Raw genomic sequence first — 12,149 nt, 5'->3', positions numbered from 1 at the left:
GAACCGCACCAGTGTGTGCGTACGGCTCCCCGGGCGCAGCCCAATTTCAGGCGGCGCGTTCCTCTCTGCTCACCATCGGCACCTGGGGGCCGTCCGACTCGCGCATCCAGCGGCGCAGTACGCGGTGGACGTGTTCGGCGCCGACGAGTTCCTCCCCCTCGTCGACCGGCGGCGAGAAGCCGAGCGGCGACAGCAGGAAGGGTTTGCCCTGTTCACCGCCGAGTCCGCCGTGGGAGCCGATCTGTTCCTCGAAGGCGAGGACTTCGCCGTCGGCCGGGTCGTGGAAGGAGTTGACCATGATGTCGGCGGCGTGCGGGAAGGAGTGCGTGCGGCGTACCGCGTCGGCGGCGCCCGGCCCGAACGCGGCGAGCGGGCCCGGGTTGTCGTCGAGGTCGGCGAGCGGTATCTCGGCGCCGTACGCGCCGAGGACGACCCCGCCGTGCTCGTCGCTGCGCACCAGCAGGAAGCCGATGCCGGGGTGGTTGGCGAGGGTCGGCAGCAGGGCGGGGTGGCGGGCGTCGATCTCCTCCTTGCTCATCCGGTGCGTGACGTCCGGGAAGGAGACCAGGCCGAGGTTGCCGGAGGCCAGCACGATCGGCTCCGAGCGGCGGGTGGGGCGGTGCTGCTCGCCGTGCTCCTCGACGGGGATGCGCAGGGCGGCGCGCACGGCCGCGCGGGCCTCCGTCCCGCTGCGGGTGCGCTCCGCCCGGCGCGGCACGGGCAGTCCGCAGCCGGCCCGCACCAGGTCGCCGAGGGTGAGCCCGTAGCGGGAGCGGAAGGTCTCGCCGGGGCTCTGGCCGTGGTCGGACAGCACGACGATCCGGTACGGGCGCGGGGCGTGCTCGGCGACCTTCTCGATCAGCGCGAGGGAGCGGTCGAGGCGTTCGAGGACCTTCTGCGCGTCGCGGCTCGCCGGGCCGGAGTGGTGGGCGACCTCGTCGTAGGCCACGAGGTCGGCGTAGACGGCGGTGCGGCCGGCGAGCATGTCGCCCGTCACGGCGGCGACGACTACGTCCCGCTCGACGACGGTCGCGAAGGCCCTCACGAGCGGGTAGAGGCCGCCGCGGGAGACGCGCGGGCGTTGCTTGGCGAGGCGGGCCCGGGTGGACTGGCCGATCTCCCGGCCCACCTCGGCGGCGAAGGACAGGGCCGTGCGCACGGCGTTGGCCGGGTCGGAGAAGTAGGCGAAGTAGCCCGCCCGGGAGCGGTTCTCCCGGCTGCGGCGGCCGGCGATGGACAGCACGAGGGCCTGTTGTCCGGCGCCGCCGCTGAACAGGTTGCCGCGGCTGGCGCCGTCGACGGCGAGCAGGCCGCCGTGCCCCGCGTATCCGGAGGCGCGGCGCTGGAGTTCGGCGGCGCTGGTCGGGCGGTTGCACACGACCACCTCGCGGGTGTCCTTCTCGTACCAGCGGAACGCGGGGACGTCGTGGTTGCTGCCGTGCAGGATGCCGAGCTGGCTGGCGCCGGTCTGGCTGGACCAGTCGGTGCGCCAGGGGATGAGCCGGTGGGTGGAGCGCGCGCCGTCGCCGATGTCGAGCCAGCGGGCGACGGTGGGCATCAGGCCCTTGCCGACCGCGCCCAGCAGGACGTCGTGGCCGACGCCGTCGAGCTGCAGGAAGACCGTGCCGGGGCTGGCCGGGCAGGGCGGTCCGGACCTGCGACGGCGGCGGTCCGAGAGCCGGTACAGCCGGCGGCGGTAGGCGTCGTCGTCGCGCACGGCCAGGGCGGCGCCGGTGGCGGACGCCACGGCGGACATGACGGCGGCGACCACGACGGCGGTCTCCGGGGCGGCGGTGCCGCGCTCCCCGGGGTCGAGGCGCAGGGCGAGCAGCAGCAGCGCGCCGTTGAGGAAGAACACCAGCAGCCCGAGCACGAGCGCCGGTACGAGGAGCAGGAGCCGGACCAGCAACGGCCAGACCACGGCGGACAGCAGACCGAAGGCGCCGGCACCGAAGGCCGCCGTGACGGCGATGTCGGTCGCGCTGTCGCCGTCGGCCGAGCGGAGCCGGAACTCCGGCAGGATCCCGGCGAGCACGAGCATGGTGAGGGTGGAGACCGCCCACACGGCGACGCTCCGCCCCACCTGACTGGCGACCCGCCGCCACCGCACGCCCCGCACGCCCAGCCACCTCACGTCCCGGCCCGTCGCGACCACGGGCCCTCCCCCACAGTGCCACAACGCCCCGGGGACGCCCGGTGTCCCCCGAACCGTCGCGTCAGCGCCCGTCGTAGCCGGCGGTCGGCATCGACAGCCGACGGTGCACGCACGCCTTCATCGCCGCGTCGTACGCCGGCTCCGCGTGCCCCACCGTCTCGACCCGCACCCCGCGCCGCACGCACTCCGCGGTGAACTCCTCGACGGAGGCGATCGCGCTCTCCAGCACTCTCCGGCTGGGCGCCACGAACAGGTCGAGGCCGGGCCGGACGCCGTCCCACAGCGCGCAGTGGTCGGGACGCAGCCCCCGGACCAGTAACTCGCGGCTGATCACGTAGCCCCGCTGGGCGGCCCAGCGGGCGCACATCGCGTGCTGGCTGCGGGAGTCGACCAGGAACGGATCGTCGTCGAGCTCCTCCAGCGGCGTCAGACTCGCGATCGCCGTGACCCGGACCGGCACCATGGCGTCCCCCCTCACCTCCGGTTTCGCCGCCGACCCTACTCCTGCACGTAGGCTTCGGGGAGTCGCGCGAAGGAGGCAAAGAAGTGCCGGTGGAGATCACCTGGTGGGGTCACGCCACTTGCACGGTCGAGGACTCGAACGTACGCGTGCTCACCGATCCGCTGTTCGCACGCCGGCTCGCGCACCTGCGCCGCCGGCGCGGGGACCTGCCGCCTCCCGGCGCCCACCAGGCGGATGTCGCGCTGGTCTCGCATCTGCACGCCGACCACCTGCACGTGCCGTCGCTGATGCGGCTCGCCGCGGGCACACGCCTGGTCGTGCCCCGGGGCGCGCGCCGGGCGGTGCCCGGGCTGCGCCGGCTCGCGCACCTGCGGGTCAGCGAGGTGGCGCCGGGGGACGAGGTACCGGTCGGCGACATCGTCGTACGGGCCGTGCCCGCGCGGCACGACGGTCGCCGGCTGCCGCTCGGACCGCACCGCTCCCCCGCGCTCGGCTACGTCATCGCCGGCGAGGCCCGGACGTACTTCGCCGGGGACACCGGGCTGTTCGACGACATGGCCGAGGAGGTCGGTCCGGTCGAGGTGGCACTGCTGCCGGTGGGCGGCTGGGGGCCGTACCTGGGCGAGGGACACCTGGACGCGGGCCGGGCGGCACAGGCGCTGGCGCGGCTGGCGCCGCGCAGTGCGGTGCCGGTGCACTACGGCACGTACTGGCCGATCGGAATGGACGCCGTGCGCCCCCACGAGTTCCATGCGCCGGGTGACGAGTTCGTGCGGCTCGCGGCGCGGCACGCGCCGGATGTGGCGGTGCACCGGCTCGGGCACGGGGAGAGCGTGCGCCTGGAGGTCGCGCGGTGATCTCGACCGCGCCCGTGGCACAGGCCGCGATACCTCTGCTCGCGGCGTCGGCCGTCACCCCGGCGACCGTCGTGCCGGAGTCCACGCAACAGGCGATCGGCTATCCCTCACTCTTCCTGCTGGTGCTGATCGGGGCGCTGGTGCCGGTGATCCCGACGGGTGCGCTGGTGAGTTCGGCGGCCGTGGTCGCCTTCCACCAGACGGCGCCGTTCTCGCTGGCGATGGTGTTCGTGACGGCGTCGCTGGCGGCGTTCCTCGGGGACGCGGCGCTGTACTGGCTGGGGCGGCGCGGGATGAAGTCGAAGAACGGCTCGCGCTGGCTGGCGGCGATCCGGGCGCGGGCGCCGGAGGACCGGCTGGAGCAGGCGCAGACGAAACTCGCCGAGCACGGCGTGGCGGTGCTGGTGCTGTCCCGGCTGGTGCCGGCGGGCCGCATCCCGGTGATGCTGGCCTGCCTGATGGCGAAGTGGCCGATGCGGCGCTTCTGGCGCGGGAACCTGCCCGCCTGCCTGGCCTGGGCCGTGACGTACCAGTTGATCGGGATCCTCGGCGGGTCGCTGTTCGACGAGCCGTGGGAGGGTGTGGTCGCGGCGATCGCGCTGACCTTGGTGATCAGCGCGGTGCCGAGTGTGGTGCGGCGGGTGCGATAGAGGTCAGTCCCCGGACAGCACCCTTGAAGCGCCGACCGGCATGTCCCACAGGTTCTCCCGGGGCAGGCCTGCCTTCTGCCAGGCCGCCCGTACCCGCGTGAGGGGCTCCAGGACCGGCTCCGCCGACAGGACGAAGGCGGCCCAGTGCATGGGGGCCATCCTGGTCGCTCCCAGGTCCTGGGCGGCGCGGACCGCCTCCTCCGGGTCGCAGTGGACGTCGCTGAGCCACCAGCGCGGGTCGTAGGCGCCGATGGGGAGGAGGGCGAGGTCGATGCCCGGATAGCGGCGGCCGATGCGGGAGAACCAGTGGCCGTAGCCGGTGTCGCCCGCGAAGTACAGGCGCTGCCCGTCCCGGTCGGTCAGGACCCAGCCGCCCCACAGGCTGCGGCAGGTGTCGGTGAGGGTGCGCTTGGACCAGTGGTGGGACGGGACGAAGTCGAAGCGGACGCCGTCGAGTTCGGCCGCCTCCCACCAGTCGAGCTCCGTGACGCGGGTGAAGCGGCGGCGGTGGAACCAGCGGGCGAGGCCGGCCGGGGCGAACACGGGGGTGTCGCGCGGGAGCCTGCGCAGCGTGGGGGCGTCCAGGTGGTCGTAGTGGTTGTGGCTGATGACGACGGCGTCGACGCGCGGCAGCTCCTCCCAGGGGACGCCCACGGAGGTGATGCGGGCCGGGGTGCCGAGGATCCGGCGGGACCAGACCGGGTCGGTGAGGACCGTGAGCCCGCCGATGCGCAGGACCCAACTGGCGTGTCCCGCCCAGGTGACGGCGACCGTGCGGGCGTCGACGCGGGGCAGCGGGCCGGGGGCGTAAGGGAGCCGGGGGATGTCGGCGAGGCCTTCCGGGCCCGGTCTCAGGGCGCCCTCGCGGGCGAAGCGGGCCATGGCCCGCAAGCCGGGGAGCGGCGCGGTCAGCCGGTCGTGGAACGTGCGCGGCCACACCCGGCGTTCGGCCAGCGGTCTCGGTTCGGCCAGCGGCGGGTACGGGGGCGCGAGGGGGGATGGGAGGGCCGCGTCCTCGGCTTCCCGAGTGGTCGTGCTCGCGGTCGACTCGGACTGCTGCGTCATCGAGGAGGCTCCCATCGCTGAGCTTCGTCGCGGAGATCGTCGAAGGCCGACTTCAGTTGGATCAACGAGCGTTGCACGTGCGGCAGTTCCAACGGCGTGGGTGAGATGAGGCATTCCGCGCGTTCCGCGTCGGAGCCGGCCAGCAGTGCGCCGGTCGAGAGCCTCACGCGCGGGGTTTCGAGCTCGTCACCGAAGCGGTGGCCGCCCGGCGCGGGCATGCCGAGGCGGGCGGTCAGGAAGTCCTCCAGTTCCTGTGCGTCGCCGACGTCGTGCAAGGTCAGCGCGGGGCTCAGCGGAGCGAGGTCGACGTACAGATGGCGGCCGGCCTGCGGGGGCCGGGCGAGGGCGCCGGCGGCGACGACGGCGGCGTGCGCCTCGGCGGCCAGGCGCGCGTGCAGGCGCACGGCGGTGGCGACGCGCGCGGTGACTGCTTCCGGTTCCCGCAGGGCGTAGGCGGCCGCCGAGGCGATGGGAGCGGCGACCTGGGCGTCGAGCGCGGTGAGGACGTCGAGCACGCGCGCGTGGAGGCCGTCGGCTTCCTCGCCGGCCGGGAAGCGGGCCACGGCGGCCGGCCAGCCGGGCGGGAGCAGGGCACCGGCCAGGTCGGTGACGACGGTGACCCGGTCGGGCAGCATCTCGGCGGGGCTGAGCAGCACGGTGTCGTGCGGGTCGTGCAGGGTGTCGCGCCAGGTCTCGTCGCTGACCAGGTGCAGGCCCTCCCCCTGGGCGGCCTCCACGGTCTCGTGCAGCAGCTCGGGAGGGGCGACGGTGGCCGTGGGGTCGTCGGCGACCGACAGCACGAGCAGGCGCGGATCACCGCCCTCGGCGCGGACCCGGCGCACGGTCTCCAGCAGGGCGTACGGATCGGGCACACCGCCGCTCTCCGGCGGGATCGGCACGTGGAAGGCGGGGCGCCCCAGCAGGCGCGCGTACGGCGCCCACCAGGCGGCGCAGGGTCTCGGCACGAGGACGTCACCGCCGAGGGCGGCGGTCAGGGCGAGCAGCAGCGCGGGCGCGCCGGGCCCGGCGGCCACCCGGCCGGGGTCGCAGTGCAGTCCGCGCCGGTCCCAGTAGCCGCAGGCGGCCTCCCGCAGGGCCGGTCCCCCGCCGACCGGCTCGTGGTCCCCTCGGGACGCCGCGGCGGCGAGCACGGCGGACAGCTCCGGCAACACGGGCAGCCCGTCCTCGGGGAGCGGCGGCCCGAAGCGGACGGGGCCGTGACCTTCCGGGTCCGTCCGCCGCATTCGTACCTCCGCAGTGCCTGGTGCCGTGTCCTGTAGCCCGTACCCTCGGCCACTGAGTACCCACGGCGCCGCCGCCCCATGGGCGCCCGGCGGGTCGTGACGGTCACAGCATGAGCGGGCCGGGCCGGGGGAAGCGGGGGGCTTCCGGGGCGGTGGTGCGCGCCGGGCGTCAGCGGTACGGGTCGCTCTCCCGGTTGCGCAAGCGGTGCACGGCGGCGCCGAACGCGCCCGCGATCAGCACCCCGCCCGCGACCAGGGCGGGCACGGAGTCGGTGAAGGCACCGCCGTCGCCGGCGCGTACCCCGCGTGGGACGATCGTTTCGCCGCACTCGGTGTGGTGGTGCCGCTGTTCGTCGCGTGGTTCGTCGGGGCAGGGCTTGTGGGTGGGCCGGTGAGAGGGCTCGTGTGTCGGCTGGTGAGAGGGCTGCGACGGCTTGTGGTGGCCACCGTTGTGGGCCACCGTGAACGTCGCGCTCCACTGTTTGCCCTCCCCGCCGGGAGCGGCCGGGCAGGTGCCGTCGACGGTCCACGCCGAGTCCTCGCCGAGGGCGTCCGGATCGCCCTCGAAGTTCTCCGCGGGAGCGATACGGGCCGTCCCCCGATAGGCCGGGCCGGACACCTTGTCGTCGTTGCCGGTCACCCTGCGCAGCGGGACCGTGCCCTCGTCGAAGGCCTGCGAGGTCGCGTCGACGCTGTCGGGCGGCGACCCCCCGGTCGGATCACAGCTGACCGAGATGGTGAGCGTCCCCCCGGGCTCCACGGTGGCCGGACTGACCTCGGCGGCGGGTTCGGCGGACACGACCGGCGCGAAGCCCACCAGGGCGGAGCCGGCCAGGACGGCGACGGAGAGTGCGTGGCGGGTGCGGCGCATGGAGCGAACTCCTTCGGGCGACGGCAGAAAAGCCCTTCTGCCATCACAGCCAGCCCCCTGCTACGCCGCGCGCGGCCGGACCCCAATTGGCGGGACGGTGCCACTCAACCGGGTGAATCGGAGCAACTCAGTGCTACGCAACATCCCGCATGACCTGCTCCCGAACCCGCCCACAGCACCGGCTGATCAGCCGGGACACATGCATCTGCGAGATCCCCAGCTCCTCGGCGATCCGGCTCTGGGTCATGTCCCCGAAGAACCGCATGTACAGAATCGCCCGCTCCCGCTCCGGCAGCGCCGCCAGCCGCGACTTCACCGCCTCACGGTCCACGACCGTGTCCAGCGCCGGATCCGGCGACCCGAGCGCGTCGCTCAGGGAGTACCCGTCCTCGCTGCCGGGCAGCTCCGCGTCCAGGGACAGGGCGGTGAAGCTCTCCAGGGCCTCCAGGCCGACCTTGACGTCCTCCTCGCTCAGCTTCGCGTGCTCGGCGATCTCCGCCACCGTGGGCCGTCGGCCGGAGATGGTCTGGGACAGGTCCTGGGACGCGAACCGGACGCGGTTGCGCAGGTCCTGGACCCGGCGAGGTACGTGCAGGGTCCACATATGGTCGCGGAAGTGCCGCTTGATCTCGCCGGTGACGGTGGGCACGGCGTAGCTCTCGAAGGCGTTGCCGAGCTCGGGGTCGTACCGGTCGACGGCCTTGACCAGGCCGAGGGCCGCGACCTGACGCAGGTCCTCGAAGCTCTCGCCGCGGCTGCGGAAGCGTCCGGCGAGGCGGTCGGCCATGGGCAGCCAGGCCTCGACGATCTCGTCGCGGAGCGCGTCGCGCTCAGGTCCGTCGGGCAGTGTGGCGAGCTTGCGGAAGGCGTCGGCGGTGTCGGGGGCGTCGTCGTGGGGGTGCTGCTTCGCGCTGGTGTGGATCGGCATGATGCGTCGCAATTCCCTTGCAGGTGCTCTGGGTTGGACGGTCACCGTGGGAGCGCGTCGACTGGGTGCGGACCAGGAGCGCCGGTGGCGGCGCGATTCGCCGCTCCCACGGACGTGCCTCCTGTCCGAAGCACTGAGGTGCGCCTGCCCCCGGCCCCCACCCGCAAACCCGGAGAGGTTTTCCACCGTCGCGCAGGGTGACCCGTACAGCTGGCTCTGTCCCCATACGTCCGGGAGGTCGTACATGAGCACCAAGGTCTCCGACCACGTCCTTGAGCGGTTGCGCGAATGGGGGGTCGAGCAGGTCTTCGGCTATCCGGGCGACGGCATCAACGGTCTGCTCGCCGCATGGGGCCGGGCCGAGAACGAGCCTCGTTTCGTGCAGTCGCGGCACGAGGAGATGTCGGCGTTCCAGGCAGTCGGATACGCCAAGTTCAGCGGCCGTCTCGGAGTGTGCACGGCCACGTCCGGGCCGGGCGCGATCCATCTCCTGAACGGCCTGTACGACGCCAAGCTGGACCATGTTCCGGTACTGGCGATCGTCGGCCAGACGCACCGCACCGCGATGGGCGGCTCCTACCAGCAGGAAGTGGATCTGCACACGCTGTACAAGGACGTCGCCTCCGAGTTCGTGGAGACGGTGACGGTGCCGGAGCAGCTGCCCAACGTGCTGGACCGGGCGATCCGCACCGCGTACGCGCGTCGCTGCCCCACCGCGGTCATCATCCCCGGTGATGTGCAGGAACTCGACTACTCGCCGCCGACGCACGAGTTCAAGATGGTGCCCTCCAGCCTGGACCGCAGTTCATGGACGGCGGTCCCCTCCGACGACTCGGTGCGGCGGGCCGCCGAGATCCTCAACTCCGGTGACAAGGTGGCCATCCTGGTCGGCCAGGGCGCGGCCGGCGCGCGGGCCGAGGTGGAGCGGATCGCCGAGCTGCTCGGCGCCGGTGTCGCCAAGGCGCTGCTCGGCAAGGACGTCCTCAGCGACGAACTGCCGTACGTCACCGGCTCGATCGGCCTGCTGGGCACGCGCCCGTCGTACGAGCTGATGCGGGACTGCGACACGCTGCTGACCATCGGGTCGTCGTTCCCGTACACCCAGTTCCTGCCGGAGTTCGGCAAGGCGCGGGGCGTGCAGATCGACATCGATCCGCACATGGTCGGGATGCGCTACCCGTACGAGGTGAACCTGGTCGGCGACGCGAAGGCCACGCTGGAGCGGCTGATCCCGCTGATCGAGGAGGGGCGCGGGCGCGAGTGGTACGACACGGTGTGCGCCAATGTGACGCGCTGGCGTGACGTGATGGAGCGCCGGGCGGGGCTCGACGCCGACCCGATCAATCCGGAGTACGTGGCCCGCGCCCTGGACCCGCTGCTGCCGGACAACGCGATCGTCGCCTCCGACTCGGGCTCGACGGCGAACTGGTACGCGCGGCACCTGACCATGCGGCCGGGCATGCGGGGCTCGCTCTCCGGCACGCTGGCGACGATGGGCTGCGGGGTGCCGTACGTGATCGGCGCGAAGTTCGCGCACCCGGACCGGCCCGCGATCGCGCTGGTGGGCGACGGGGCGATGCAGATGAACGGGATGGCGGAGCTGATCACGGCGGCGAAGTACCGCCACCAGTGGGAGGACCCGCGGCTGGTGGTCGCCGTGTGGAACAACCAGGATCTGAATCAGGTCACGTGGGAGATGCGGGCCATGGAGGGCGCGCCGCAGTTCCTGCCGTCGCAAGCGCTCCCGGACGTGCAGTACGCCGCGTTCGCGCGTTCCCTGGGGCTGACCGGCATCCGGGTGGAGAAGCCGGAGGACGTCGAGGCGGGCTGGCGTGCCGCGCTGGAGGCGGACGGTCCCGCGGTGGTCGAGTTCCTGACCGATCCGGCCGTCCCACCGATCCCGCCGCACGCCACCTGGGAGCAGATGGAGGCGACCGCCGCGTCGATCCTGAAGGGCGACTCGGACCGGGGATCGGTGGTCAAGCAGGGCTTCAAGGCGAAGATGCAGGAGTTCCTGCCGGGGCGTGAGAAGAGGTAGCGGCCGCGGGGGGCACGCCGACCGGTTCTCGCCGGTCGGCGTCGTCCTGCGGCAGCAGCAGTTCCTCGTAACGGCCCAGCACCAGCACCACTCCGAGCATGAACAGCGGAATGAGCACAGCGAGCATCGCCATGACGTGTCCTTCCCCAGAGATGAGTGGGGGGTGTGATCCGGGTCTCCCGCAGGCCGTGGCGCAAACCAGTGCGGACGGCACCGATCCGGGGTGACGAGCCTGTGTCGGCTCGCGGTGTACGGGTACGCGGTGCGGACCCCCGAACGTCTGGAGGGAGACATGCAGCGAGGCAGCGACCGGCTGAGCGTCCACCGTGACGACGAGATGAAGCATGAACTCCAGGGGCTGCTCAGGTCCGGGCACCCCACCCGCAGTGAGGAGTGGCACGACCCGGAGCCGGCCGCAGAGGACGACCCCGAGGTCGCGTACGGGCCGGTGACGCCGAGCCGTGCGCCGACGTCCCTGGAGTCGGTGCGCCTGGAGCTGGCCCGGATCCTGGGCCGCCGGGTGTTCCCCGCCAGCGCGCGCGACCTGGTACGCGAGCTGCGCGGCCACCAGGCGCCCGACGCCCTCGTCGAGGCCCTGGAGCGGCTGCCGCGCCAGCAGCGCTACGGCAATGTCCAGGAGCTGGCCCAGGCCCTGATCCGGGCCCGGGAGACCGGACCGGAGGAGTACGCGTAGGAACCGCACCGGGGTGTACCGCGTGCGGGCCGGCCCGCACGCGGTACACCCCGCCCGAGGGGGAACGGACGGAGGCCTTCAGTGATGGCCGAGTTGGTGAAGGACGTGATGACTCCGGGTGTGGTCGCCGTACGCCCGGACGCCTCGCTCGTCGAGGCGGCGCAGTTGATGCGCACCCAGAACATCGGCGACGTGGTGGTGGCCGAGGGGCAGGACGTGATCGGCGTGCTCACCGACCGTGACATCACGGTGCGGGCGGTGGCCGACGGGGCCGACCCGATGACGGTGAGCGTGCAGTCGGTGTGCACGCCGGACCCGGTGACGGTGACGCCGGACGATCCGGTGACGACCGCGGTCACGCTGATGCGCGAGCACGCCGTGCGCCGGCTGCCGGTGGTGGAGAACGGGCTGCCGGTGGGGATGGTGAGCCTCGGCGACCTGGCCGAGGCCGAGGCCCCCGCGTCGGCGCTCGCGGACATCAGCCGCGCCGAGCCGGATGCCCGGGGAGGTGCGTGAGCATCGGCCAGGCGAAGGAGATCAGTGCCACCACCGTCGACGTCGGTGACGCCACGACCCGCTACCTGCTGTACGGGCTGCTGCCCAGCTGGTTCGTGCCCGGGGTGGCCGACTGGGTGATGCACCGGCGCACCCGTATCGAGGAGACGGCGGGCACCAAAGAGTCTTTGATCCACTCGCTGATGATGGCCGAGGTCGGCATCCCGATCGCGCTGACGCTGCGCTACGAGGTGAACCCGCTGCTGTTGAGCGTGCAGCTGGGTGGTGCCGCGGTGCACGAGGCGACGGCGCTGTGGGACGTCCGCACGGCCGTCGACAGCGAGCGGGAGGTCAAGCCGGTCGAGCAGCACATCCACAGCTTTCTGGAGTCGCTGCCGTTCGGGGCGCTGGCCTCCCTGATGTGCCTGCACGCCGACCAGGTGAAGTCGCTGCTGCGCGGCGGCCGCGGGGACCCCGACGCGTGGCGGCTGGTGCCGCGCCGGCGGCCGCTGTCGCGCGGCTATCTGGCGGGCATCGCCGCGGCGATCGGCACGTGCGTGCTGCTGCCGTACGGCGAGGAGTTGCTGCGGTGCGTGCGCACGGGCCGCAGGAACCGCAAGAACGACGAGAACGCGTGGAGCGACGCGGCGCGCTGGACTGCCGCGCGCTCCGGGAAAGGACGTTGAGCA

Annotated in this window: 13 protein-coding genes; 6 read left to right on the top strand and 7 right to left on the bottom strand. The window is 73.1% G+C overall.

Annotated elements, in window-relative coordinates:
* Positions 1 to 46: 46 nt before the first annotated feature.
* Positions 47 to 2,119 (bottom strand): phage holin family protein, encoded by a 2,073-nt coding sequence (locus PV963_RS37580; protein WP_274822234.1) that lies wholly within the window; start codon positions 2,117 to 2,119, stop codon positions 47 to 49.
* A gap of 97 nt (positions 2,120 to 2,216) precedes the next feature.
* Positions 2,217 to 2,618: a hypothetical protein gene (locus PV963_RS37575; protein ID WP_274820914.1), complete on the bottom strand. Its 402-nt coding sequence runs from the start codon at positions 2,616 to 2,618 to the stop codon at positions 2,217 to 2,219.
* Between the two features lie 83 nt (positions 2,619 to 2,701).
* Between PV963_RS37575 and PV963_RS37570 the strand changes: the two genes are divergently transcribed.
* Positions 2,702 to 3,475 (top strand): MBL fold metallo-hydrolase, encoded by a 774-nt coding sequence (locus tag PV963_RS37570; protein WP_274820913.1) that lies wholly within the window; start codon positions 2,702 to 2,704, stop codon positions 3,473 to 3,475.
* A 29-nt stretch (positions 3,476 to 3,504) separates the two neighbouring features.
* Entirely contained in the window at positions 3,505 to 4,125 is a 621-nt protein-coding gene (locus PV963_RS37565) for a DedA family protein (RefSeq protein ID WP_274822233.1), read from the top strand.
* A 3-nt stretch (positions 4,126 to 4,128) separates the two neighbouring features.
* Here the strand turns inward: PV963_RS37565 and PV963_RS37560 are convergent, their stop codons facing one another.
* From PV963_RS37560 to PV963_RS37545, 4 genes are all read right to left on the bottom strand, one after another.
* Positions 4,129 to 5,190, bottom strand: coding sequence for an MBL fold metallo-hydrolase (locus tag PV963_RS37560; RefSeq protein WP_274820912.1), 1,062 nt, complete (start codon positions 5,188 to 5,190; stop codon positions 4,129 to 4,131).
* Positions 5,187 to 6,434 (bottom strand): aminotransferase class I/II-fold pyridoxal phosphate-dependent enzyme, encoded by a 1,248-nt coding sequence (locus PV963_RS37555; protein WP_274820911.1) that lies wholly within the window; start codon positions 6,432 to 6,434, stop codon positions 5,187 to 5,189. The genes PV963_RS37560 and PV963_RS37555 overlap by 4 nt, the downstream gene beginning before the upstream one ends.
* A 169-nt stretch (positions 6,435 to 6,603) precedes the next feature.
* On the bottom strand, positions 6,604 to 7,305 hold the full coding sequence (locus PV963_RS37550) for a hypothetical protein (RefSeq protein WP_274820910.1): 702 nt from the start codon (positions 7,303 to 7,305) through the stop codon (positions 6,604 to 6,606).
* A 133-nt stretch (positions 7,306 to 7,438) separates the two neighbouring features.
* The gene (locus PV963_RS37545; protein ID WP_274820909.1) at positions 7,439 to 8,233 is read right to left on the bottom strand and encodes an RNA polymerase sigma factor SigF; all 795 of its coding nucleotides are present in this window, start codon (positions 8,231 to 8,233) and stop codon (positions 7,439 to 7,441) included.
* Positions 8,234 to 8,477: 244 nt separating this feature from the next.
* Here PV963_RS37545 and PV963_RS37540 point away from each other — a divergent pair, with 244 nt between their 5' ends.
* On the top strand, positions 8,478 to 10,271 hold the full coding sequence (locus PV963_RS37540; RefSeq protein ID WP_274820908.1) for a thiamine pyrophosphate-requiring protein: 1,794 nt from the start codon (positions 8,478 to 8,480) through the stop codon (positions 10,269 to 10,271).
* Here PV963_RS37540 and PV963_RS37535 read toward each other — a convergent pair.
* Positions 10,225 to 10,404, bottom strand: a complete 180-nt coding sequence (locus PV963_RS37535) for a hypothetical protein (protein WP_274820907.1) — start codon at positions 10,402 to 10,404, stop codon at positions 10,225 to 10,227. The two genes, PV963_RS37540 and PV963_RS37535, sit on opposite strands and share 47 nt — an antisense overlap.
* A gap of 159 nt (positions 10,405 to 10,563) precedes the next feature.
* On the opposite strand from PV963_RS37535, the gene PV963_RS37530 reads away from it, so the two are divergent.
* The 3 genes from PV963_RS37530 to PV963_RS37520 all read left to right on the top strand — a co-directional run bounded on the left by PV963_RS37530 (position 10,564) and on the right by PV963_RS37520 (position 12,146).
* Complete coding sequence (locus PV963_RS37530) at positions 10,564 to 10,965, top strand: DUF2795 domain-containing protein (RefSeq protein WP_274822232.1); 402 nt, start codon at positions 10,564 to 10,566, stop codon at positions 10,963 to 10,965.
* An 84-nt stretch (positions 10,966 to 11,049) separates the two neighbouring features.
* Positions 11,050 to 11,481: a CBS domain-containing protein gene (locus tag PV963_RS37525; protein WP_274820906.1), complete on the top strand. Its 432-nt coding sequence runs from the start codon at positions 11,050 to 11,052 to the stop codon at positions 11,479 to 11,481.
* Positions 11,478 to 12,146: a diguanylate cyclase gene (locus tag PV963_RS37520; protein ID WP_274820905.1), complete on the top strand. Its 669-nt coding sequence runs from the start codon at positions 11,478 to 11,480 to the stop codon at positions 12,144 to 12,146. The genes PV963_RS37525 and PV963_RS37520 overlap by 4 nt, the downstream gene beginning before the upstream one ends.
* Positions 12,147 to 12,149 lie beyond the last annotated feature (3 nt).

The organism is Streptomyces coeruleorubidus (assembly GCF_028885415.1).
GTDB lineage: Bacteria > Actinomycetota > Actinomycetes > Streptomycetales > Streptomycetaceae > Streptomyces > Streptomyces coeruleorubidus_A.
This window is presented reverse-complemented; position numbering and strand designations above follow the sequence as displayed.